This is a genomic window from Pseudomonas sp. B21-032 (genome assembly GCF_024748965.1).
GTDB lineage: Bacteria > Pseudomonadota > Gammaproteobacteria > Pseudomonadales > Pseudomonadaceae > Aquipseudomonas.
On record NZ_CP087180.1, the window covers coordinates 1145760 to 1169192 of the forward strand.

A 23433-nucleotide genomic window follows, 5' to 3' on the forward strand; every position below is an offset into this window, starting at 1 on the left:
GGCTGCACGACTTTTAACTGAGGTGCGTTATGCAAGAAGAAGTACATGAAGCCATCGGCTTCCCGCTCAAGAGCGGGTCGTACGAAATTGAACGCTATCTGATTGGCGATCGAAATTTCAATCGAGGCTGCTGGGTGAGCGGGCAATCAATCTACGGCGAAGTCAGCTTCAAAGGGCGTAAATGGCCGACCATCAGCCGGCCGGTTTTTGCCTATCTGGCCTATGTTGATACGCGAGTGATACAGGCTACTGGCGATCAGAACATAGAAGTCAGCGCTGCTCAGGGGCACCACCTTTGGTTCTTCAAGGGCACGGCAAAAGACTGTTCTGTGGCGCCGGCGATTGACCAAGTCAATGCGTTTTCCAACCTTCAAACCGGGATGGATTCCGAGCAGGCCTGGGCACCTGCACGGCCGCACAAACAATCGTTACTCGTCCCGGGTAGTACGACCTATTTGGTTTATCAGGTAGCACTGGTCTATGCCCATCGCGTATTCGCTGCTGCTGACACTATCGGTGGCCTGTTCAGCTCCAATCATGCGTGCGTTGTGAGCACGGGTGGGAAAAACGACCTGATACTGCTTTCTTCGGTGGCAACCAGTCGGCTTTGTGCTCGCGAGCAGGTGCAAGGCGCGCAGCCACCTCTGTCCAGAGACGACCTGTTCAAACTGATACTGCTCGATAACTACTCCACGGCTGGCGATGCCCGCGCCTGGAGTTTTGATATGGACGCTCTTGTGGATCCACGAAAACGCTACTGATCAACAGGCGTACCTGGATATTACCGACGATAATCGCTTCGACAAGGAATTCACCGATGAATCAGCAACCGGAAATACGCAACTTGCCTTTCAAAGAGGGTGCCTTCGAAATTGATCGCTACTTGTTTGCAGAAGGCGCATCCAATTATGGATGCTGGGTAAATGGCCTGACCGTGGGAGGGGACGTCAGCTACCTGGGCTCCTCTTGGAATGTTCAGACGCGGCCCATCTTTGCCTACCTGGAATACCTCAGGCCGCTGGTTAACAAGCTCAGTGTCGAGCAGACGTTCAAAGTGACTACCCAGCAAGGGATGAGCAAAAGTTACGCAACCGCCGTCTCGAAAACCTACGGCGCCGGGATTAAATTGGGGGCGATCAGGCTGGGGGCGGAGATTACTGAGTCCAGTGTCTACGGTGAGGCCTTTTCCGAGTCCAGCACGGACGAGTGTTCGTTGTCGGTTCCTGCGCATGCGACGAACTATGTATATCAAGTCAACATGGTCTATGCGCACAAGATGCTGGGGGGCGGTAAGTTTAAACAGGCGGCGGACAACAATCTCGTCGATCTGGTCGTTGACGAGTTTCAACGCGTGACACGCGAGGACCTGATCTTTCTCACCTCGTTTGCCACCCAGAAAGTTGTCATGTTGCCCAGCGACGCGTCGATCAACCCCTACAGTTGGGAGCAGATCAAAAAGTCGGTTCTGTTTGAAGGCTACCAGCACTATAACGAAGAGCAGGGTGACATCGGTTTCTGGGGTTTCTGACTACCTCAAAGACTGATGGCCAGCATGCCGGTCACGCCTGAAATACGGGCAAGACCGGCATAGCACTTAAAAGCTGTCGCTGGTGCTGAAGCTGCCACCACCGCTGCTGCTGGAGGTGGAGAAGTCACTGGAGCTTGAGCTCGAACTCGAACTGCTGGAGCCGGAGCTCGACCAGCTGAATGACGAAGAGCTGCTCGACGAAGAACTGCGCGGCACCAGGCGCCGACCACTTTGCAGCACGGTTTCCAGGGCGTGCAGGCTGAGGTCGCGGGTCATGTAGTCGGTCAGCAGGCGCTCGATGCTCAAGGTCGTGTTGTAGGTGTAGTCGCTGTCCCGGTAATAGTCGGTGCGCAGCGCCCGCTCCAGTTCCTTGGCTCGCTCATAATTGTGCAGGGCGCGGTCATGCTGCTCGCGCAGCTTCGGCAAACGGTCCTGGACGTCACGCAGGCGCGGGTACAGTTCCTTGAGCTGGGCGGCGATCTTGTCGTCGTTGCTGTCCGGGGTCTTCTGTACTTCGACCAGCAGTTGCTCGATGGTTTGCGCCTGCAGGCGCTCGGTGATGTTCTGGCGGATGCGCAGGTAATGCGGGTCCTGCTTGCCGGCAAAATTGGCCAGTTTCAGGTGCTGCTCGTTGGCCCGGGCCTTGGCGGCGACGATGTGCTTGTTCAGGGTGACGTCTTCGCGGCTCAGCGGGTCCATGCCTGCGGTTGTGCGCGCCTGGGCCAGGTGCTGGTCGACTGCCTCCTGCAACCCGGCTATCAGGCTCAGGCGCTCACCTTGCAGCTCTTCGTTGCGGGTCTGCATGGCCCGCAGGATCAGCTCGTTGTTGCGGTTGCCGGCAAAGTTGACGCGCTTGGCCAGCGTGTTGTCGAGCCAGCGGTGGAGAAAGTTGTGGCGGTACTGCTCAGTGCCGTAGTCGCGCTTGAGCAGGTGGTAGTAGATCGGGTTGGCGCTGTACGAAGGCAGCTTGTCGACGCACTCCTGGCGGATTTCCTGGTAGCCGGTATTGGCTTCAGTGTTGGCCTCTTGCGCGGCCAGCAACTGCGCGCCCAGCTCACACCAGGCAGGTTCGAGCGCCAGTTGCTGCTTGACCTGGCGGTCGATGCTTTCAATCTGGCTGCGCACCGCGTGCTGGGCGGCCAGCGACTCGGCGATATCGGTTTCGACCCGGGCAAGTTCGGCGCGCGATTGCGCTTCGGCGTCCTGGCGTGCCTGCAGTTGTTGCAGGGTGTCCTGATCGAGGGCCGGGCGATGTTCAAGCTTGAGCGTGGCGATGTTGCTCAGGCGGGTGAGAATGTCCTGTTCCAGGCGCGCTTCCTGACTGCTCAGGGCCGACAGCAACTGCTCAGCGCTACGCAGCAACGCCTCGCAACTGCGAGCGTTCTGCGCCACGTTGCCGGTGAGGGTAGAAGGGGTCATGTATTCACCAGTCCATGATCATGTCAGGGTTGCCCGTGGTGCGCTGGTTGAAGCGCAGGGTCAGCGAGTTGGCAGCCTTACTGCCCATCATGCGGCTATCGACATGGCCATCGTCGAGCTTGTCCGCTTTGACCTTGAGGTATTCGGCCTGGCTGACGCGCACGGCGAACAAACGAGCCCAGCGCTGCTTGCCGGTTTCGGCGCTGGTAACCGGCACCTCGACGCTGATGCCACCTGCGTCGGTAGCCTCGACCACCAGGAACCAGCTCTTGCCCTTGTCGGTGTCTTCGCCGCGGTTGCAGCCGGCGGGGTCGTAGCAACGTTCGACCCCGGACTTGATCCCGGTGCGGTCGACGATCTGCACAGTCAATGGCACGGCGGCAAAGTCGAGCATCTGCTTGAGGTGCTCGAGCTGATAACGGGCCTGGGGGACGTTCTGCTCATGCAGGGCATTGTTGGCTTGTGCCAGCAGCGCTTGCAGTTGCGCGCGGTCACCGGCGGCCAGCGGCATCGCTTGCAGGCGCTGCTGCAACTGATCGCGCAGGGTGCTCTGTTCGAGCCAGTAGGCGATGCGCTCGATCTCAAGATCCAGTTTGGCCACTTGCTGGCTGGCCGCTTTGAGCGTATCGCCATCGTTAACCTGCAGCAGTTGCCGGTCAGCCGATTCGGCAAGCGCCTTGAGCGTGGGGAACGGCTTCTGGCCTTCGAGGTAGGCTGGCATCGCCAGCAGCCTGGCCAGGTTATCGCGCTGCGTGTAGATACCCTCTACCGTGGTAAAGGCTGCGCGGGCCGAGGAAACGGCCTTGCGAGCCTGCTCGATCTGCGCCTCGTGCATCGTGACCAGGTTTTTGACGTTGTCGCGGTTGGTCTTGTTGACGAACTGCGGCACATCGCTGGCAAAACTCTGGTCCAGCGGCGGCAAGGTTTGCCGGACCTGATCGAGGATGCGGCTGACAGCGGCATCGGGCTGGGCCTGCGCCTTTTGCTGCCACTGCCTGAGCTGCTCGTGCTTGAGCTGGATGTCAGCGCGCACGTCTTCATCATGGCGGCGCAGGTCGCGGGCGCTGTTTTCGATTTCGACGGTAATGCCGCTGTCATGGACAATACGTGTGCACTGGGTGATCAGCGCTGCGGCGATGATCGCCAAGACCAATTTGAACAGTTGGCTGCGCGCCATCGACGCCTTGCTCAGCAGCTTTTGCCGCCAGCTCAGCGGTGGTGCCTCGAACATCAGGCGGCGGGCGAAGAAGTCACGCACGCCTTGTTCGATCAAGGCCTCATCGAAAGCGATGTTGTGGCTTTGGTAATAGGTCCGGATGCGCGCCGCAACTTCCGCGCGGCGCTTGGGCAGGTCCAGGTGTTCCTGGACCTGCATCTGCTGGTGGCGCAATTCGTCGACGAACGCCATCGCTCCGAGCTGTTCGGAGAGTGGAATACTGCTCATCAGGCCGCCTTGCTGAGCAGTGCGGCGAACTTACGCTTGGAGTCCTCGACCGCAGCGGCGATGTCGCGCGATGCGTTGCTCGACTCGGCCCGGTAGGTTTCGGTCAGGCTGTGCATGTCGTTCTGGAACGACAGCGTGGCATCGGCCAGGGCGCGAACTGAATCGACCTTGATGGTCGAGCCGTAGCTGGCCTTGACCGCAGCTTCAAGTTGCTGGTTGCCGGTAGTGCCCAGGGCTTCGAGGCCCTTGCTGATGCCATCGGTGGTGGCATTGAGGGTATGAGTGGCTTCGGCCAGGCCGCTGTTGGCGGTGAACGAGACCGCAAGGCCGGTGAGTACCACCTCGTTGGTCGAGAAGAACGAGACCATGCGTTGGTACTGGCGCTCCTTGATCACGTGCACCTGGTTGATGCGGGCGAAGACCATCTCGGCGGTGTTGTAGCCGACCTTGAGGTCGTCGGCGATGTCCTTGACGATCTGGTAGCGCTTGTCTTCATCCTGCAGGGCGCGCACGGCTTCATCGCGGCGCAGCTCAAGGGCGGAGTGCTGGGCAGGCTCGGCCGACTCGGCTGCGGCGACTTGCTGGTTGGCTTCGTTAAGCTCGACCGTGCGCTGCTCCAGGGCCTGGCCGGCAATCGCCAGCACTTGCTGGGCCTCGACCTCGGCGGCTTTCATGGCCATGCGAAAATCCAGGTAGGACTCGAGGATCACCGTCTCGCGGCTGATCTGGTCGTTGGCCGACTTGCACACTTGCAGGTAGTTGTCGCGAATGTCGTTGAAGCGGCTGGGGATCGAGCCGCGGCGTACATTCATCCACGCCAGCTTGAGTTTTTCCATTCTGTCCAGGCGCCCGTCGTCCATCCAGCCGGCCATGGCGGCGGCGTCTTCGCGGATCGAGGTAAAACTCTGGGTGATGTCCATGAAGCGGGTGGAAATGTCCATGCCCTCGATCTGCTCGCGGACCATGCTGTTGAAGGCGGTGGCTTGCTGCAGCACGGCGGCGATCGAGGTGACCTTGCTGCTGTCGTATTGCGCCACACGGTCGAGCAGTACCAGTACGGGAGCGTCCTGGACCGGACGAACGAGGTTGATGCCGATGGTGCGCAGGCCGCTCAGTGCCCGCTCGAGGTAGTTGCTCATCGAGTGTCCTTTCATGATGTGCGCGCAGCGCAAGGTAAAGCGAGGAGGGGAGTATACCGGGGGTTGCCGGCAAGCTGACCGACGATTTTTATTGCACGCAAACGAAAGTGCCCGCCTCCGGAGGGAGGCGGGCACTCGGTTGCAGCTCAGTTCAGGGCTCAGGCCGCCTTGGCTGCCTGCTGGCTCAGCGAACGGTTCAGCGCACTGAACAGCGCCTTGAAGCTCGCGGTGGTGATGTTTTCATCGATACCCACGCCGTGCACCGGACGACCACCGGCCACGCGCAGTTCGATGTAGGCCGCGGCTTTGGCGTTGGTGCCGGCGCCGATGGCGTGCTCGTTGTAGTCCATGATCTCGACGGCGATCGGCAAGCCGGCCACCAGGGCTTCAAGGGCGCCGTTGCCCTTGCCGCGCCAGTGCAGGGTGGTTTCGCCTTCACCGGCAACTTCCACTTCCACCGCGCTGTGGCCGTTCTCTTCCTGCAGGCGATGGCTGACCAGCGCGTACGGCGCGTTGGCCTGCAGGTACTCGCGGTGCAACAGCGAGTGGATCTGCTGGGCGGTCATCTCCAGGCCCAGGCGGTCGGTTTCACCCTGAACCACCTGGCTGAACTCGATCTGCATGCGCCGTGGCAGGCTGATGCCGTATTCCTGTTCGAGCAGGTAGGTGATACCGCCTTTGCCCGACTGGCTGTTGACGCGAATCACTGCCTCGTAGCTGCGGCCGATGTCGGCCGGGTCGATCGGCAGGTACGGCACTTCCCACTTGGCATCGTCTTTCTGCTGGGTGAAGCCTTTGCGGATGGCGTCCTGGTGCGAGCCGGAGAATGCGGTGTGAACCAGGTCGCCGACATACGGATGACGCGGGTGCACCGGAATCTGGTTGCACTCCTCGACCACCTTGCGCACGCCGTCGATGTCGGAGAAGTCCAGCTCGGGGTCGATGCCCTGGGTGTAGAGGTTCAACGCCAGGGTCACCAGGTCGACGTTGCCGGTACGCTCGCCGTTGCCGAACAGGCAGCCCTCGACACGGTCGGCGCCGGCCATCAGGCCCAGCTCGGTGGCGGCCACGCCAGTGCCGCGGTCGTTGTGGGTGTGCAGGCTGATGATCACGCTGTCGCGGCGGTTGACGTTGCGGCCGAACCATTCGATCTGGTCGGCATAGATGTTCGGCGTCGAGACTTCGACGGTGGCCGGCAGGTTGAGGATGATCTTGTGCTCAGGCGTTGGGTTCCACACCTCGATCACTGCGTCGCAGACTTCCTTGGCGAACTCGAGCTCGGTGGCGCTGAAGGTCTCCGGCGAGTACTGGAAGGTCCACTGGGTTTGTGGCTGCTGAGCGGCATATTTGACGAACAGCTTGGCCGCGTTCACCGCGATGTCCTTGACGCCTTGCTTGTCCTGGTTGAAGACGATGCGGCGGAACGACGGGCTGGTGGCGTTGTACAGGTGGACGATGGCCTTTTTCGCCCCGCGCAGCGATTCGAAAGTACGCGCGATCAGGTCTTCACGGGCCTGGGTCAGCACCTGGATGGTGGTGTCGTCCGGGATGTGGCCATCTTCGATCAGGGTGCGAACGAAGTCGAAGTCGGTTTGCGAAGCGGACGGGAACGAGGCTTCGATTTCTTTTACGCCAACGCTGACCAGGGTCTTCCAGAAGCGCAGTTTCTTCGCCGCATCCATGGGCTCGATCAACGACTGGTTGCCATCGCGCAGGTCCGAGCTGCACCAGATCGGCGCCTGGGTGATGGTCTTCGAAGGCCAGGTGCGGTCCGCCAGGTTGACGGTCGCGAAGGCGCTGTATTTTTTCGAAGGGTCTTTGAGCATGGTCATGAAAGCAATCCTTGAATGTGCGGCCTTGAAAGGGGCCCGCCGAACGAAAACGAGATGAAAAGGCGAGGCGACGCGATTCAGCTTGGTAGTCGTGCACTGACCAGGCAGAGGCTGCGGTGTTGACGAAGCAGGATGAGGGTCTGAAAGGTTTTCATGGCTTCAACCCTAACCAGTGGGGTTAAAGATGGCAAGCCTTGCGAGAAAATTGAGATAAATGCTTAAAAAACCAGTTTTGTCGAGATTTTATGGCTATTTACAAATAAAAAGACCGCGCCAGTTGCGCGGTCTTTTTGAATGGCGCAAGCCAGGCCTCAGGGCTGGAAGGCGCCGATGAAGATCGCCGGATCGACCCGCGCATCATTGAGGCTGACGTTCCAGTGCATATGCGGGCCGGTGGCGCGGCCGGTCGAGCCGACGCGGCCAACCACGGCGCCGCGGCTCAGTTGCTGGCCGGGCTTCACGTCGATCTTCGACATATGGCAGAACATGCTGATAAAGCCCTGGCCGTGGTCGACGAATACGGTGTTGCCGTTGAAGAAGTAATTGCCGATCAGGATCACCTTGCCGTTGGCCGGGGTCTTGATCGGCGTGCCGGCGGGTACGGCGAAATCCAGGCCGGCATGCGGGTTGCGTTCCTCGCCGTTGAAGAAGCGGCGCACACCGAACTTGCTCGACAGCGGGCCGTTGACCGGCTTGTCGAGGATCAGGTTGCTCGGCAGGGTGGGGCTGAAGCTGCGGTAGGCCTTGATCTGCTCGGCAAGCTCGGCGTCGATGCGCTTGAGGTCGGCAGGGTCGGGGTTGACCTGGCGTCTGTTCTTCAAGGTGATGCGCTGTTCCGGGTACTTCTTGCTGCCCACGTTGAAGCTAAGGGTACGGCTGCCCTGGGTGAGCTGCGCGGTGCCGGGCTTTTGCGTCAGTGGCAGGCCGACGATGGCCAGCCAGGTGTCCTGTTCCCTGACCACCAGCACTGGCTTGCCATCAAAGCGCGCGCTGGGTGGCGTGGCGGCCGGGCCCAGGTCGACGACGGCGACGCCGCCGGGTACCGGCTTGTTCAGTTGGCGGGTGATGTAGCTGGCCTGGGCGCTGCTGGCGAACACCAGGCACAGGAGCAACAGCGGGGCAAATAGACGCGGCATGGTTCAGTCCAGTAAAGAGAGCGTGACCGGGGTCAGGTGGTTGTCTTCGACCCGCACCAGCAACTCGCCCTCGCCCAGGCGGGCGGTAAGGCGTTGGCCGTTGTGGGTCTGGGCGGCGTTGCGGATGGCCTGGCCGCGCTCGTCGAGCAAGATGCTGTAGCCACGGCCCAGGGTCGCCAGCGGGCTGACCACGTGCAGGGTCTGGACCTGCGCCTGCAGACGCTGGCGGCGGTCCTTGAGGGTCTCGCGCATGGCGCGTGGCAGGCGTTCGGCGAGGCTGTCCAGGCGCTGCTTGAGCAGGGTCAGGGTACGCCCGGGGTGTTGCGCGGCCAGGCGCGTGTCCAGGCGGGCGAGGCGCTCGCGGCGCTGATTCAGGCGCTGCTCGAAGGCGCGGCGCAGGCGCATGTCCAGGTCGTCGAGGCGCTGGGCCTGCTGGCGCAGGCGCTCGCCCGGGTGGCGCAGGCGCCGGGTCAGGCTGTCCAGGCGCAGGCGGTCGTGCATCAAACGGCTCTGGATGCGTAGCAGCAGGCGGCGCTTGAGGCTGTCGATGCGCCGTTGCAGGTCGCTGCTGTCCGGGGCCAGCAGTTCAGCGGCGGCAGACGGCGTCGGGGCGCGCACATCGGCGACGAAGTCACTGATCGAGACGTCGGTTTCATGGCCGACGGCGCTGACGATCGGCGTCTGGCAGGCGGCGATGGCGCGGGCCACGGCTTCTTCGTTGAAGCACCAGAGGTCTTCCAGCGAGCCGCCACCGCGGGCCAGGATCAGCGCGTCGAAGCCGCGACTGTCGGCCAGTTGCAGGGCGCGGACAATCTGGTTGATGGCTTCGCGGCCTTGCACGGCAGTGGGGATCAGGGTCAGCTCGACCTGCGGCGCACGGCGGCGGAACACGCTGATGATGTCGCGGATCACCGCGCCGGTGGGCGAGCTGACGATGCCAATGCGTTGCGGGTGAGCGGGCAGGGCGCGTTTGTTTTCGGCACTGAACAGGCCTTCGGCGCCGAGCTTTTCCTTCAGCGCTTCGAAGGCCAGGCGCAGGGCGCCGTCACCGGCCGGCTCGACAGTATCGAGGATCAGTTGATAGTCGCCCCGGCCTTCGAACAGCGAGACCTTGCCGCGCACCTTGACCGCCAGACCATCGCGCAGGGCCTGGCGCACCCGCGCGGCGTTCTGGCGGAACAATGCACAGCGCACCTGGGCACCACTGTCCTTGAGGGTGAAGTAGACATGACCGGAGGCCGGGCGGGCGAGGTTGGAGATCTCGCCTTCGACCCAGACATTGCGGAACACGTCTTCCAGCAGCACCCGGGCGCGGCCGTTGAGTTGGCTGACGGTCAGGACTTCGCGGTCCAGGCCGAGTCTTTCGAAGGGGTCTTTGATCATGGGTTGCATCATAAAGGAATGTTGCACAGGTGTCGGCATGTAGGAGCGGGCTTGCCCCGCGATGCGATCTGGCTGACCGTACCTGATCGCGGGGCAAGTCGGGTCGCCGCACCGCCGCTCCTACCGGTCCTGCATGCAGTTCAAGAATCCTTGCACCAGCGCTCCTGCATCGCGCCGATACGCCAGCGCCACGGTGCTGTTGCAGTCTTCATCGGCCAGTGTCACGAACTTCACCGTCGCCGGCGCAAGGTCCTGCATGCAGCGCGGTAGCAACGCCACCCCGAACCCGGCCTGGATCAGCTGCAGTTGTGTGGTTTTGCGCGACACCACCCGCGCAGCCCGGGGGAAGAAGCCTTCACGCGAACACAGCTGAGCAGACAGGTAGCTCAAGCCGCCACGCTGACGGTGAGGGATGGAGATAAAGGCTTCTTCATGCAACTGCGCCAGATGCACGCTGCTTTCCCCGGCCAGCCGATGATCCTGAGCCACTGCCAGTAGCAAGGGTTCCTCGAACAGCGCCTGCACACATACGTCCTCGTGCTGACGCAGCACCGGCAGGCGCAGCAGGCCCACTTCCAGGCGACCTTCGGCCAGTTCCTCAAGCTGCGCCTCGGAGGACTGCTGGGCGATTTCCATGGACACCCCCGGGTTGTCATGCAGATAGCCACTGAGCCGCGCCAGCAACTGCCCGCTCAGCGGCACGGTGCTCGAGTGACTCAGGCGCAGGCTGCCGCGCACGCCCTGGCCGACCTCACGGGCCAGGCGCTGGGCCTTTTCCAGGTCCACCAGCAAGGTCCGCGCCCGCGGCAAAAAGGCCTGGCCCGCAGCGGTGAGGCGCGGCTGGCGGGCGGTGCGCTCGAACAGCAGGGTGTCGAGTTGCGACTCCAGCTCCTTGACCTGACGGCTCAGCGCCGACTGGGCGATGAACAGGCGCTCGGCCGCAGCACTGAAGCTGCCGCTCTCGGCAATTTCGACGAAGTAACGCAACTGGCGGGTGGAGATCATTGCAGCTATGCCGTTTCAAGATGACTGATTAGGTAATTGCATATTAGTCGGCATGGCTAGTGGCTGGCTAAAGTTTCCACACCTCCACTGGTGAAGACCGTCATGCTTTCCACCCTGTTTGCCCAATTACCGTTTACCCCGCTCGACTGGTTGCCGATCCTGTTGGGTATTGGCGCCGCCTATGTCGTCTTCGGCATCGCCGGTTTCGGTACCGCGCTGGTGGCCGGCCCGGTGCTGATCAATTTCATGCCGCTGTCGCGGATCATTCCGTTGCTGGTGCTGCTGGATTTCGTCGCCGCCTTCGGCAACTGGCTGCCGGCGCGCAAAGCCGTGGCGCGCCCGGAGCTGATGCGCCTGCTGCCATGCATGGCACTGGGTTGCACCTTCGGCGTGGTGTTTCTGCTCAACCTCAAGTCCGACGTGTTGCTGTTATTGATGGGGCTGTTTATCAGCGCTTATGCCCTCTACAGCCTGGCGGTGAAGGTCAGGCCGGCGCAGCTGTCGGCGGCCTGGTCGGTGCCGATGGGTACGGCGGGCGGCCTGTTTGGTGCCTTGTTCGGCAGCGGCGGCTTTCTCTATGCGCTCTACCTTAACGCCCGGTTGCCCTCCAAGGAGCAGGCACGGGCGACCCAGAGCGCGCTGATCAGTTGCAGTACTGTGGTGCGCCTGAGCCTGTTCCTGATCGCTGGCGTATATGCCGACCTGCCGCTGTTGCTACTGGCCCTGTGCCTGGCGCCGATGATGCTGGGCGGTGTGTACCTGGGCCGGCGCCTGACCCTGAACATGTCGCGTGAGACCTTCGTGCGCCTGGTCACCTGGCTGGTGCTGGCCAGCGGCATTGCCCTGATCGGCCGCTACCTGAGTGAGGTAAACTGGCATCTTTGAACCTGTTTGGCCGCTGTGATGACAAACCAGAGCATTATTGTCCCGAAGATTTCCACCGTCCCCGTCCATGAGGCCCGCGCCCGGGCGATCCTGCGCTGGCTGGTGCGCGAGAAAGTCATCGAGGAGCAACTGAGCACCTGCGGCAGCACCGGTAGCCGTATGGCCTACGCCATCGCCGAGGGCGCACGCAAAGTCGTCGAGCGGCCCGAACTGCTGCCGTTCGGGCAGCCGGTCAACGGCCTCGAGGTGATCACCAAACGCTGCATCTATACCCCCACCGATGGCTTTCTCGAAGAAGCCGGCTGCGCCGAGTGCCGCAAGGAAGTCGGCGTGGCGCTGTTCGAGAGCCTGGAAGACTGGATGCCCGGGCGCACGGAAAACTTCGTTTGCCCGCTGTGCGGCCATGAAGACGACATCAACGGCTTTCTGTTCCTGCAACCCTGTGCGTTTTCCAACCTCGGTTTCATCTTCAATAACTGGACTGCGGCGGGGTTCAGGCAGGGTTTTCTGGATAACTTCGCCGATTGGCTGGACCAGCCGGTGGCCGTGGTGCAGGTAAGCCGCGAAGGTAACTGACCGAAGGCCCATCTTTGCATTGAGCGAAGGGCACTGGATGAGTATAATGGCGCGCTTCCATTTTTCCCGCCCGGGAGCCCCCGCGATGCTGCGTATCAGCCAAGAAGCCCTGACCTTCGACGACATTCTCCTAGTGCCTGGTTATTCAGAGGTGCTACCCAATGAAGTCAGTCTCAAGACCCGTTTGACCCGTGGCATCGAGCTGAATATTCCGTTGGTTTCCGCCGCCATGGATACCGTGACCGAAGCCCGCCTGGCCATTGCCATGGCCCAGGAAGGCGGCATCGGCATCATCCACAAGAACATGACCATCGAGCAGCAAGCTGCCGAAGTGCGCAAGGTCAAGAAGTTCGAGGCTGGCGTGGTCAAGGACCCGATCACCATCGAGGCTGACGCCACGGTCCGTGACCTGTTCGAACTGACCCGGCTGAACAACATCTCCGGCGTTCCGGTGCTGCACAATGGCGACCTGGTCGGCATCGTCACCTCCCGCGACGTGCGCTTCGAAAACCGCCTGGACGCCACCGTCCGTGAAGTGATGACGCCTAAAGAGCGCCTGGTCACGGTCAAGGAAGGCGCCGACAAGAACGAAGCCCGCGAGCTGCTGCACAAGCACCGCATCGAGCGCGTACTGATCGTCGACGACAAATTTGCCCTCAAGGGCATGATGACCGTCAACGACATCGAAAAAGCCAAGGCCTACCCGCTGGCCAGCAAGGACGACCAGGGTCGTCTGCGTGTTGGTGCCGCGGTCGGTACCGGCAAAGACACCGGTGATCGCGTGTCGGCGCTGGTTGCTGCCGGCGTTGACGTGGTGGTGGTCGACACCGCCCACGGTCACTCCAAGGGCGTGATCGATCGCGTTCGCTGGGTCAAAGAGAACTTCCCGCAGGTTCAGGTCATCGGCGGCAACATCGCCACCGGCGCTGCTGCCAAGGCCCTGGCCGAAGCCGGCGCTGACGCCGTCAAGGTCGGTATCGGCCCGGGCTCGATCTGCACCACCCGTATCGTCGCCGGTGTCGGTGTGCCGCAGATCAGCGCCATCGCCAATGTTGCCGCGGCCCTCGAAGGCACTGGCATCCCGCTGATCGCCGATGGCGGTATCCGCTTCTCTGGTGACCTGTCCAAGGCCATCGTAGCCGGTGCCTCGGCAGTGATGATGGGTTCGATGTTCGCCGGTACCGAAGAGGCTCCGGGCGAGATCGAGCTGTTCCAGGGCCGTTCCTACAAGGCTTACCGCGGCATGGGCTCGCTGGGCGCCATGTCCCAGGCCCAGGGTTCTTCCGACCGTTACTTCCAGGACTCTTCGGCCGGTGCCGAGAAGCTGGTTCCGGAAGGTATCGAAGGCCGTGTGCCCTACAAGGGCACCCTGACCGCGATCATCCACCAGCTGATGGGCGGCCTGCGTTCCTCGATGGGTTACACCGGCAGCGCCAACATCGAAGAGATGCGCACCAAGCCAGAATTCGTGCGCATCACCGGTGCCGGCATGGCCGAGTCCCACGTGCATGACGTTCAAATCACCAAAGAAGCGCCAAACTATCGGGTCGGCTAACGCCTCCAGCGGCAAGTGACAAGCTTCTAGCTCCAAGCGGTAGTTGCTCTGCAGCGGCTACCGCGTAATTCCCGAACAACTTGCGGCTTGCAGCGTGAAGCTTGCAGCTGCATCAGAGATTGAGTCATGGCCCTCGACATTCACGCTCACCGCATCCTGATCCTCGACTTCGGTTCCCAGTACACCCAGCTGATCGCCCGCCGCGTGCGCGAAATCGGCGTGTACTGCGAACTGCACCCGTTCGACATGGACGATGAAGCGATTCGCGAATTCGCCCCGCGCGGCATCATCCTCGCCGGCGGCCCCGAGTCCGTGCACGAAGCCAACAGCCCACGCGCGCCACAGGCGGTCTGGGACCTGGGCGTACCGGTGTTCGGTATCTGCTACGGCATGCAGACCATGGCCGAACAGCTGGGCGGCAAGGTTGAAGGTTCCGAGCTGCGTGAGTTCGGTTATGCCCGCGTCGACGTAGTCGGCAAGAGCCGCCTGCTCGACGGCATCGAAGACCACGTTGACGCCGATGGCGTGTTCGGTCTGGATGTGTGGATGAGCCACGGTGACAAGGTCACCCGCATCCCGGAAGAATTCCACATCCTGGCCAGCACCCCGAGCTGCCCGATCGCCGGCATGGCCGACGACACCCGTGGCTACTACGGCGTGCAGTTCCACCCGGAAGTGACCCATACCAAGCAGGGCGGTCGCATTCTCTCGCGCTTCATCCTCGACATCTGCGGTTGCGAAGCGCTGTGGACCCCGTCGCACATTGCTGAAGACGCCATTGCCCAGATCCGCGCCCAGGTCGGCAGCGACAACGTCCTGCTCGGCCTGTCCGGCGGCGTTGACTCCTCGGTGGTTGCAGCGCTGCTGCACAAGGCCATCGGCGACCAGCTGACCTGCGTATTCGTCGACAACGGCCTGCTGCGCCTGCACGAAGGCGAGCAAGTGATGGCCATGTTCGCCGAGAACATGGGCGTCAAGGTGATCCGCGCCAACGCCGAAGAGCAGTTCCTCGGCAACCTGGCCGGCGAAGCCGACCCCGAGAAGAAGCGCAAGATCATCGGCCGCACCTTCATCGACGTGTTCGATGCCGAGTCGAGCAAGCTGCACAACATCAAGTACCTGGCCCAGGGCACCATCTACCCGGACGTGATCGAGTCGGCTGGCGCCAAGAGCGGCAAGGCCCACGTGATCAAGTCGCACCACAACGTTGGTGGCCTGCCGGAAGAGATGAACCTCAAACTGGTCGAGCCGCTGCGCGAGCTGTTCAAGGACGAGGTTCGTCGCCTTGGCCTGGAGCTGGGCCTGCCGTACGACATGGTCTACCGTCACCCGTTCCCGGGCCCGGGCCTGGGTGTGCGCATCCTCGGTGAAGTGAAGAAGGAATACGCCGACCTGCTGCGTCGCGCCGACCACATCTTCATTGAAGAACTGCGCAAGGCCGACTGGTACCACAAGGTCAGCCAGGCCTTCGTGGTGTTCCAACCGGTGAAATCGGTGGGTGTGGTTGGTGACGGCCGCCGTTACGCCTGGGTCGTGGCCCTGCGTGCGGTCGAGACCATCGACTTCATGACCGCGCGTTGGGCGCACCTGCCTTACGAGCTGCTGGAAACCGTCAGCGGCCGGATCATCAACGAGATCGAAGGCATCTCCCGCGTCACCTACGACGTGTCGAGCAAGCCGCCAGCGACCATCGAGTGGGAATGATCCCGCTGCGTGAACTGCTGTAGCGCTTGAAGCAAACGCCCCGACTTGTCGGGGCGTTTGTTTTTTCAGGCCTCGGTCAGCCCCATGAGTTTGAGCGCCTCGGCCAGTTCGCGCAGGTCGTTGAAGCGCCGCTTGTGGACGCGCGGCCAGGAGGGGCGGTCGATTGAGACATGGTCCTCGGTAACGCGAATGGCAGTGCGCACGATCGAACGGTCGTTGCTGCGATGAAACAGTAGGGCCTGGTCACCCTGCTGCTCAATCAAGAACATACCGGTCCGCGGCAGGCGAGCTTCGTGGGTAGCCACTACATCAGCAGGCCAGGAGCCCGTAGTTACCATTCGCAAGACCAGGTCGTTCTTGACGAAGCGTGGTGGCTCGCTTTTGGAAAGCTCGCCAAACCTGCCTTCATCGACAAACAGGCCGACGGTGGTCCCTGCCTCAGCATCGGCTACCCGCAGGCCAATTGCCTGGTTCAACTCGCTGAGCCCTGGCACCTGCTCGAAGGTGTTGGCGTGGGACTCTCCTACCAGCGCAATCCAGCGCCCTGGGCTTTGCTGTTCTACAGCACTGATGATTGAAGTGGCATAGCGATTCATCATTTCGACGCGCAGGGTTCCCTCCAGGTCCACCAGGCCCGTCTGACGGTAGCTGGCCATGCAGTCGATTGCCTGGATGCGCAAGTGGTTGCGCTGGGCGGCCTTGACCAGGTTGAGGAAAGTGAACTGGCCTGACGGGTCGGTTCCGAACCCGCTATCAAGGCTTTTCAGGTATTTGCTCAAACCCTTGGGCATTTTCCCTGTGCGCATGAAAGTATCCAGGTCGGCCTGATGGAAGTCGGTCAGTAAATGCTCCATGTACAGCGTGCGGACTTTTTGCTTGGCAAGTAGCTCCATGTTCTCGATCAGGAACTTCTTGCTCGCAATCGAGCTGTGACGCTCGCCAATCACCAGCCCCTCGGCGCGCTGAAAAACCTCCTGGATAATTGACTTGGGCGTACTGCTTGCCGGTAGCGATGGGATCTCTACCCGGGGCGGCACCTGCACCGTACGAAGGTATGTGCGGCTTTCCTCTGCCAACTGCTCGCGTATCCGGATGAAAGATCTGCCCGCTGCGTTGAGCTCGGGATCATTCATTACGACGTAGCCTTCGAGCAACTTATCGCCCGGCATGTTGGCGGCGCTTTGCAGTTTTGCGCGTAGTTCAACGGGTACTTCGTAGGGCGACGAGGGCAGAACGACGGGTGTTTGCGCTGCCGAGCTCGAGCCCCAGGGATGTTTGCTCCAGAACTTGCCACCCCCTTGCAGGCCGGGCTTGGGCAGCAGTTCCCACTGGCCATTGGCGTTGAGCCTCACGGGCTGGCTGCGGTAGAACGCGTACGGGTTCTGTTCATCGATGATCACCCAGGTTTTCATTTCGCCAACGTAGCGAACCGCATAAGGATCCCCGTTGAGGGTGATATAGATCTGCCCATCGAGCAGATAGGTGCCGCGCAGGTTGCCTTCCAGTTGCGGGCTTTGCCCATCAACAATCACGTTGGCAATCGGCCGCTCCAGGGGCAGATCGATTATCTCTGGCAGGGGACGGACTTTACTGGCGAAGGGCGGTCGAGGTGTGCGTATGCCGCTGGCGCTGAGTTCGGCTTCAAGTGGATCAACTACTTCAGCGACTTCGGCGGCTGCGCCGACGCCAAACACCAGGGTGGCGTCGAAGGCGGCACTGACGGCGCTGACGATGGCACCAGTGACACCGGCCTTGCGTTCTGCCGTGGTGTCGCCGTTGACCGCCTGGTCGATGTTCAGCCCCAGGCTGGCCAGGTCCGCACCGACTACCGCCAATGCCACTGGCCAGCACACTGCACCGATGACACCAAAGGTGTTGGTAAAGGCATTGAGGTAACCGATCCACATCTGTTTGCGCAGTTCGCTGTTCGAGCGCAGCGCCGTGTCGGCGTCGGCATACATGCGTTCGCGGGCCTGGTCGCGCAGGTAGCTGAACAGATCTCCGGCGATTGGCCGGTCGAGCTGATTGATCAACGAATGGTCAGCATGACCGTAACTGGTTACCAGTAGCTCGATAAGGCTGTTCAGGCCGACGCCCGAGCCCCGTGGTGGGTGGGCCGACAACGGGAAGTGCGATTCGAAGCGCGCCCGGCTGGCCAGGTCGGTACAGGCCTGTTGCAGCACCCAGATGTGCAGGTCGTTGTTGGTTTCGAAGCTGTGCAGAGCGGTTGTTTCTCCGGGCATATATACAAACTGATGACCTTCAGGGGAGACAATGCGCACAATGTCGCTGGCCAGGTAGCCGCCTATGTCGAAGGTCCGAACACTCCAGCCCTGCGCAGCCTGCACTTGATCTGCCAGTTGCTTGCGGGTGATCGGGGCACGCAAGTCGCCTGCCACTGCCTTGAAGATCGCCTGGCAGTGCTGCGGGTACAGCACGCCGCTTTGATAGTCCTCATACGCCTTGGCGAGGAAGTTGACCTTGGCCATCAGGCGAAAATCATCGGCATGGGCTTGCCAGAAGGCATCGAGCCGGTGGTTGAACAGCGTGCTGAGGTCGATCTGCCAGAGTTCGTTGAGCACATCCTGGCCAAGCATGCGTATTTCATTGGTTTCGTTGAAAACCGGGTTTTGTGGCCCGGCCCGGTAAAAGCCACCGTTCTGTTGCAGCAGATCGCTGTTGTCCTGGTCGTGGCTGTTGAAACGGCGCATGACCAACTGTGGCAAGGTCATCGATTCAAGCGGCGGGCCGTAATGCTCCCAGCCGGTGAAGCTTCGTGTACTGCTTACCGCGCCAGCGAAGCGGTGCCAGTAGACTGAGTCTGGTTCCGGGGTCTTTCCGGTGAATTTGAGTAGCAGGTTTCGGGCAACCTCACGGGCCATTTCCCACATGTCGGGACATTGAGTCACCAGCGTAGAGGCGATGGTGTCGAGCGCTTGCTTCTGGCCTTGGCTGGAGGCCAGCGAATCGGAAGGGACATTTAATTGATAGGGCATGTGCATCTCCTTGCAGATGAATGCCCATTTAGAAAGCCTGCGTCATACCTGCTGCCATAGGTATTTGTTGTTGCGACGAAACAGATTTTCCTGACGTCGTACTAAACCGTTTCGCTGTCTAGCTGATGGCTGCCGGGGATACTTATTTAGGACTGATAGCGTCGACGCATGACCCAGGCTGAGGGTTTCTTGTGCAAAGGAACTCATGTCATGGAACATTCGCAACCTGATGATCAGTACAACCTGCACCTGGAGGCGGCGCGTGCATCGCTGCGCCAGCTTGCCGAAACGGTGTTCGCCGCATTTCCGGACCTGCATGCCAGCGCTCGCGCGGCGGCGATGCAACTGCTGGTCACACAAACCAACCAGCACGGAGATCCGGACAAGATCTACTGGAATCGTTTTTCCCACGCCGCCAGCAGCAACCGCAGCTACACCGGCTGGGAGCACTATGGAACGCCTGATCAGTCTTGGACCTTGACCGAACTGGTCATGCGCCGCTTTCGCGTCAGTGACCAGGACAACGCCGACCTTCTGCAGTTGTACGGCGGTTTCTACACCGAGGGAGCAGAGGCGAGGCGCTTCGATGAAAGCAATGAAGTGCGGCTGGACCCACAAAAGGTCCTCAACGCCTTGTGGGAGATGGACTTTGGCGCCAGGTTCCAGCGCCAGCGTACGGCGTTCTGGGTCGAGCACGGTGCTGATGTGCGCGCGCTCAGCAAGCTCACTTACCTCGCGCAAGCGTTGCAGGCAGGCCTCGGCGGACAACTGAACGAGCAGCAGTTGCAACTGGTGTTCGACGCTGTCGGCTTTGACAGCAGCGTTGCTGCCCATCTGCAGCATTTTGAACAAGTACAGCAACCTGCTGCCGGCATTCAGCTTGCGACCTTGGGCCTGGCCGGGCAGGCGTCGTCGGCGCTGGTGTGGTTGCAGGGGCCGGGGGCGCAGCATGTGCTCTATATGCCCGGTGCGGTGCCATCGTTCCAGGCTTTCAGTAGCCAGCAGGAGCTGGCCGAATGGCTGTTTGGCTGGCTGCAGGTGGCCGTCAGTCGCGAGCAATTGTTGGCTTATTTCGCCAGTGATGCGCAGCAGGTGCAGAGGTTGCGTGAGCAACTCGCCTCTTGGGCGCAAGGCTCGGTCGAGGCTTTTGCCGCTCAGGTGCAGCGTGCGCCGATCAACGGCGAGGTCTTCATCTGGATGCGCGACAACGCCCGGCAGCACATGGAACTTGAAACCGATGCGGCCCTGCGTACCAATGCCGAACTGCGTGCGCAATTGTGGGTGGGTTACCTGGGCGTGGCCTCGCGCCTGCTGGGCGCCGTAGCGCCGGCGGGTTGGCCGTTGGCATTGCTGGCGGTGGCAATGGGCACTGCCAGTCTTGCCTTGAACGTCGAGCAGGCGGTCGATGGCGATAATCCCGAGGAGCGGCGGGCAGGTGTGCTTGGGGCGATTCTTGCCGGTGTCGAGGTATTGCTCAACCTGCCATTCCTGCTGCCGCTGGGGCGTGGCGCGGCGAAAGCGCTGGGCCAGCTTGAAAGCAACCAGATCATTGACGTACCCGAGGCTTTCAGCGGCATCAAACAAGGTGTCAGTACCCTGGCGGATGGTGCCCTGTACATCGAGCTTGAGGGCGTGCCCTATCGGGTTCGATATGACCAGGCCTTGGGCACCTGGCTGATTGTTCCGGAAGACAACCCATTCGCCTTCAATGGCGTAATACCCGTGCGGCTGGACGAGCAGGGGCGGTGGGCTGTGCTAGACGCCGCCTGCCTGCGCGGGGGCGGCCAGTGCCTGGGCGGGCTGACCCCCGAAGTACCGGCTGCGCCCATGGATTATTCGTACTTCGAGGCCGAACCTGGCAGCTATGAAGTCCCGGAACCGTCCCGGCCCGCTGTGCGGGAGCTCATCAGTGCGAACAATCGGCGGGCGATCGGCGGTGATTACTACGACCCCGCGTCGCCACTGATGGAGGTGCGTGACAGCCTGCAGCAGATCCGGCAGCAATTGCGCACGGATGCCGAGCGGTTTTTCACCCGGCTGACCCTGCCCAGCTTCAAGATTCACCCGCCAGCGGCCTCTATCAGCCCGCAGCGGGCATTCATCGAGCTGTTCGACGAGCATGCCGGCGTGGTCATTGGCGAATCCCACGCTTCGATCGCCAGCAAACGCTGGCTGCTGGAAAACCTCACGCCCCTGTATGCCAAGGGCGTGCGCACGCTTTATCTTGAGCACCTGATGACCGACCTGCACCAGGCGGACCTCGACCTGTTCCATCGCAGCGGGCGCATGACTACGCAATTGCGGCGCTACCTGGACCGTCTGGATCTTGGCCATCGCACCGACAGCGCTGGCCGCTATAACTTCCTGGAACTGGTGCGCAAAGCCCGGGCCAACCGAATCAGGGTACAGGCCTTGGACTGCGTCGCCAGTTATCACCTGGAAGGCCTCGACCTGGAGCAGCCGGGCAATCCGCTGCGCCAGAAAGTCATGAACTACTATGCCAACCGGGTTATTGGCGCCACGCAAGGCGAGGCTGACGCCGGCAAATGGGTCGCGCTGGTCGGCAACACCCATAGCAACCTGTACAAACGCGTGCCAGGCCTGGCCGAGCTGCAAGGGGTGCCGGGCTTGCGCCTGGTCGATGCCGGGCCGGGGCAGGCCAGCGGCATTACCCTGGATGCGGGAGAGTACTATCTGCCGAGCATGGGCAGGCCCGACGGTATCGTCCAGGGCGATTTGCGCCTGGCACTGCAGACCCAGGATCAGCCCGTTGCCTTTCGCGACGCCATCACCGCGCCGCCAGGGGTTATAAGGCCGGGAACCTAGGCCCTGCGGCAACTCTTCACTTAATATTTCTCAATTGCAGGTGTATCGTATTCGCCCTTCATCGCCGGTACCTTGGCACTTTGCCGCCAGGTGCCGGCATGTTGTTCCTGCGATGTGAGGTACCTGCTGCATGTCCTTTACCCGGCGACAAATTCTCGGTGGCCTGAGCGGCCTGGTGGCGATTGGCCTTGGCGCCGGTGGCGCATCGCGGTACTGGCTAGGAAGGACCGATCCGGATGCCGGGCATGACTACGAGCTGATCGCCGCGCCGCTGGATGTCGAGCTGGTCTCCGGCTTCAAGACCGAGGCCTGGGCCTTCGGCCCGTCGGCGCCGGGCACCGAGTTGCGGGTGCGCCAGGGCGAATGGCTGCGGGTGCGTTTCATCAACCACCTGCCAGTGGCCACCACCATCCACTGGCACGGCATCCGCCTGCCGCTGGAAATGGACGGCGTGCCTTACGTCTCGCAGCTGCCGGTGTTGCCGGGCGAGTACTTCGATTACAAGTTCCGCGTACCGGATGCCGGCAGCTACTGGTACCACCCGCACGTCAACAGCTCCGAAGAACTCGGCCGCGGCCTGGTCGGCCCGCTGATCGTCGAGGAGCGCGAGCCCACTGGCTTCAAGCACGAACGCACCCTGAGCCTGAAGAACTGGCACGTCGACGAGCAGGGCGCTTATCTGCCCTTCAGCATCCCCCGTGAAGCTGCCCGTGGCGGCACCGCCGGCCGGTTGATTACCATCAACGGCCAGGCCAACGCCGTGGTCGAGATGCCTGCCGGGCAGATCGTGCGGGTGCGTCTGCTCAATCTCGACAACACCCTGACGTATCGCATTAACCTCAAAGGCAACTTTGAGGCGCGGGTCTACGCCCTGGACGGCAACCCCATTGCCCCGCGCCCGCTGGGCAAAGACTACTGGCTGGGCCCGGGCATGCGTATCTGCCTGGCGATCAAGATGCCGCCAGCCGGTGAAGAACTGTCATTGCGCGATGGCCCGGTGCGCCTGGGCACCCTGCGTTCGGTGGCCAGCAGCGAAGCCCCGGGCGACTGGCCGCCGGCGCTGCCGGCCAACCCGATCGCCGAGCCGGACCTGGCCAACGCCGAAAAGCTCAACTTCAATTTCGAGTGGGTCGGCTCGGTTTCGGTGAACACCGACAACGGCAAGCCGCCGAGCCTCTGGCAGATCAACGGCAAGGCCTGGGACATCACCGACAAGACCTGCGCCGACCGGCCGATTGCTACGTTGCAAAAGGGCAAGAGCTACATCTTCGAGCTGAAGAACATGACCCAGTACCAGCACCCGATCCACCTGCATGGCATGAGTTTTAAGGTGATCAGCTCGAACAAGCGCAAGATCGAGCCGTATTTCACCGACACTTACCTGCTGGGCAAGAACGAGCGCGCGCGGGTGGCGCTGGTGGCGGATAACCCGGGTACCTGGATGTTCCACTGCCACGTGATCGATCATATGGAAACCGGCCTGATGGCCGCGATCGGGGTGGCCTGATGCGTCAACCGCAGATCATCGATCGCAGCCGCGACCAGCAATTCATGCGCCTGGCGCTGGAGCTGGCGGCGCAAGGCGCGGCCATGGGCGAAGTGCCGGTGGGCGCGGTGCTGGTCCAGCACGGCCAGGTGATCGGCCGTGGCTTCAACTGCCCGATCAGCGGCAGCGACCCCAGTGCCCATGCCGAGATGGTCGCCATCCGCGCCGCCGCCCAGGCCGCGAGCAACTACCGGCTGCCCGGCAGCACCCTGTACGTGACCCTGGAGCCGTGCAGCATGTGCGCCGGGCTGATCGTGCATTCGCGGATCAACCGGGTGGTGTACGGTGCGCTGGAGCCCAAGGCCGGCGTGGTGCAGAGCCAGGGGCAGTTCTTTACCCAGGGCTTTCTCAACCACCGGGTGCTATTTGAGGGTGGGGTGCTGGCAGAGGAGTGCGGAGCGATTCTGTCCGAGTTCTTCAAGGCGCGACGGGCCAAGGCCTGAGGTGGCCTTGCCCCGC

17 protein-coding genes are annotated in these 23433 nt (G+C 62.0%); 9 read left to right on the top strand and 8 right to left on the bottom strand.

Translation table 11 applies throughout. From position 1 onward, the window contains the following. Positions 1-29 precede the first annotated feature (29 nt). Both LOY54_RS05210 and LOY54_RS05215 read left to right on the top strand, forming a co-directional pair. Complete coding sequence (locus LOY54_RS05210) at positions 30-761, top strand: monalysin family beta-barrel pore-forming toxin (protein WP_258609618.1); 732 nt, start codon at positions 30-32, stop codon at positions 759-761. A 56-nt stretch (positions 762-817) separates the two neighbouring features. Further along, on the top strand, positions 818-1528 hold the full coding sequence (locus LOY54_RS05215) for a monalysin family beta-barrel pore-forming toxin (protein WP_258609620.1): 711 nt from the start codon (positions 818-820) through the stop codon (positions 1526-1528). A gap of 66 nt (positions 1529-1594) precedes the next feature. Here the strand turns inward: LOY54_RS05215 and LOY54_RS05220 are convergent, their stop codons facing one another. The 7 genes from LOY54_RS05220 to LOY54_RS05250 form a co-directional block, all read right to left on the bottom strand. Further along, positions 1595-2947, bottom strand: coding sequence for a hypothetical protein (locus LOY54_RS05220; protein WP_258609622.1), 1353 nt, complete (start codon positions 2945-2947; stop codon positions 1595-1597). Between the two features lie 4 nt (positions 2948-2951). After that, entirely contained in the window at positions 2952-4391 is a 1440-nt protein-coding gene (locus LOY54_RS05225) for a DUF6384 family protein (RefSeq protein WP_258609624.1), read from the bottom strand. Beyond that, entirely contained in the window at positions 4391-5530 is a 1140-nt protein-coding gene (locus LOY54_RS05230) for a merozoite surface protein 3b (protein WP_258609627.1), read from the bottom strand. The genes LOY54_RS05225 and LOY54_RS05230 overlap by 1 nt, the downstream gene beginning before the upstream one ends. A 158-nt stretch (positions 5531-5688) precedes the next feature. Continuing rightward, positions 5689-7362, bottom strand: coding sequence for a 2-isopropylmalate synthase (gene leuA, locus LOY54_RS05235; RefSeq protein WP_045196464.1), 1674 nt, complete (start codon positions 7360-7362; stop codon positions 5689-5691). A gap of 311 nt (positions 7363-7673) precedes the next feature. Then, entirely contained in the window at positions 7674-8498 is an 825-nt protein-coding gene (locus LOY54_RS05240) for a M23 family metallopeptidase (RefSeq protein WP_258609629.1), read from the bottom strand. Between the two features lie 3 nt (positions 8499-8501). Further along, entirely contained in the window at positions 8502-9881 is a 1380-nt protein-coding gene (gene xseA / locus LOY54_RS05245; protein ID WP_213602289.1) for an exodeoxyribonuclease VII large subunit, read from the bottom strand. A gap of 120 nt (positions 9882-10001) precedes the next feature. Beyond that, on the bottom strand, positions 10002-10886 hold the full coding sequence (locus tag LOY54_RS05250; protein ID WP_258609633.1) for a LysR family transcriptional regulator: 885 nt from the start codon (positions 10884-10886) through the stop codon (positions 10002-10004). A gap of 114 nt (positions 10887-11000) precedes the next feature. Between LOY54_RS05250 and LOY54_RS05255 the strand changes: the two genes are divergently transcribed. From LOY54_RS05255 to guaA, 4 genes are all read left to right on the top strand, one after another. Continuing rightward, on the top strand, positions 11001-11771 hold the full coding sequence (locus LOY54_RS05255; protein WP_195885955.1) for a sulfite exporter TauE/SafE family protein: 771 nt from the start codon (positions 11001-11003) through the stop codon (positions 11769-11771). Between the two features lie 18 nt (positions 11772-11789). Beyond that, positions 11790-12347 (top strand): sugar ABC transporter ATPase, encoded by a 558-nt coding sequence (locus LOY54_RS05260; protein ID WP_045196470.1) that lies wholly within the window; start codon positions 11790-11792, stop codon positions 12345-12347. 85 nt (positions 12348-12432) lie between these two features. Beyond that, entirely contained in the window at positions 12433-13902 is a 1470-nt protein-coding gene (gene guaB / locus LOY54_RS05265; RefSeq protein WP_045196472.1) for an IMP dehydrogenase, read from the top strand. Positions 13903-14028: 126 nt separating this feature from the next. Further along, a complete protein-coding gene (gene guaA / locus LOY54_RS05270; protein WP_045196475.1) occupies positions 14029-15606 on the top strand; it encodes a glutamine-hydrolyzing GMP synthase in 1578 nt (525 codons plus the stop codon). Positions 15607-15671: 65 nt separating this feature from the next. Here guaA and LOY54_RS05275 read toward each other — a convergent pair whose 3' ends face one another. Next, positions 15672-18602, bottom strand: a complete 2931-nt coding sequence (locus tag LOY54_RS05275) for a membrane-targeted effector domain-containing toxin (protein ID WP_258609635.1) — start codon at positions 18600-18602, stop codon at positions 15672-15674. Positions 18603-18812: 210 nt separating this feature from the next. Here LOY54_RS05275 and LOY54_RS05280 point away from each other — a divergent pair, with 210 nt between their 5' ends. The 3 genes from LOY54_RS05280 (at position 18813) to tadA (ending at position 23417) form a co-directional block, all read left to right on the top strand. After that, positions 18813-21428, top strand: a complete 2616-nt coding sequence (locus tag LOY54_RS05280) for a membrane-targeted effector domain-containing toxin (protein WP_258609637.1) — start codon at positions 18813-18815, stop codon at positions 21426-21428. 130 nt (positions 21429-21558) lie between these two features. Next, positions 21559-22935, top strand: coding sequence for a multicopper oxidase family protein (locus LOY54_RS05285; protein ID WP_258609639.1), 1377 nt, complete (start codon positions 21559-21561; stop codon positions 22933-22935). Next, entirely contained in the window at positions 22935-23417 is a 483-nt protein-coding gene (gene tadA, locus LOY54_RS05290; protein ID WP_093386979.1) for a tRNA adenosine(34) deaminase TadA, read from the top strand. Before LOY54_RS05285 ends, tadA begins: the two co-directional genes overlap by 1 nt. Positions 23418-23433 lie beyond the last annotated feature (16 nt).

Coding starts and splice junctions, on each gene's coding strand:
- LOY54_RS05210 (WP_258609618.1), top strand. CDS start 30: ATGCAAGAAGAAGTACATGAAGCCATCGGCTTCCCGCTCAAGAGCGGG.
- tadA (WP_093386979.1), top strand. CDS start 22,935: ATGCGTCAACCGCAGATCATCGATCGCAGCCGCGACCAGCAATTCATG.
- LOY54_RS05275 (WP_258609635.1), bottom strand. CDS start 18,602: ATGCCCTATCAATTAAATGTCCCTTCCGATTCGCTGGCCTCCAGCCAA.
- LOY54_RS05215 (WP_258609620.1), top strand. CDS start 818: ATGAATCAGCAACCGGAAATACGCAACTTGCCTTTCAAAGAGGGTGCC.
- guaB (WP_045196472.1), top strand. CDS start 12,433: ATGCTGCGTATCAGCCAAGAAGCCCTGACCTTCGACGACATTCTCCTA.
- guaA (WP_045196475.1), top strand. CDS start 14,029: ATGGCCCTCGACATTCACGCTCACCGCATCCTGATCCTCGACTTCGGT.
- LOY54_RS05280 (WP_258609637.1), top strand. CDS start 18,813: ATGGAACATTCGCAACCTGATGATCAGTACAACCTGCACCTGGAGGCG.
- leuA (WP_045196464.1), bottom strand. CDS start 7,362: ATGACCATGCTCAAAGACCCTTCGAAAAAATACAGCGCCTTCGCGACC.
- LOY54_RS05230 (WP_258609627.1), bottom strand. CDS start 5,530: ATGAGCAACTACCTCGAGCGGGCACTGAGCGGCCTGCGCACCATCGGC.
- LOY54_RS05285 (WP_258609639.1), top strand. CDS start 21,559: ATGTCCTTTACCCGGCGACAAATTCTCGGTGGCCTGAGCGGCCTGGTG.
- LOY54_RS05250 (WP_258609633.1), bottom strand. CDS start 10,886: ATGATCTCCACCCGCCAGTTGCGTTACTTCGTCGAAATTGCCGAGAGC.
- xseA (WP_213602289.1), bottom strand. CDS start 9,881: ATGATCAAAGACCCCTTCGAAAGACTCGGCCTGGACCGCGAAGTCCTG.
- LOY54_RS05260 (WP_045196470.1), top strand. CDS start 11,790: ATGACAAACCAGAGCATTATTGTCCCGAAGATTTCCACCGTCCCCGTC.
- LOY54_RS05240 (WP_258609629.1), bottom strand. CDS start 8,498: ATGCCGCGTCTATTTGCCCCGCTGTTGCTCCTGTGCCTGGTGTTCGCC.
- LOY54_RS05220 (WP_258609622.1), bottom strand. CDS start 2,947: ATGACCCCTTCTACCCTCACCGGCAACGTGGCGCAGAACGCTCGCAGT.
- LOY54_RS05225 (WP_258609624.1), bottom strand. CDS start 4,391: ATGAGCAGTATTCCACTCTCCGAACAGCTCGGAGCGATGGCGTTCGTC.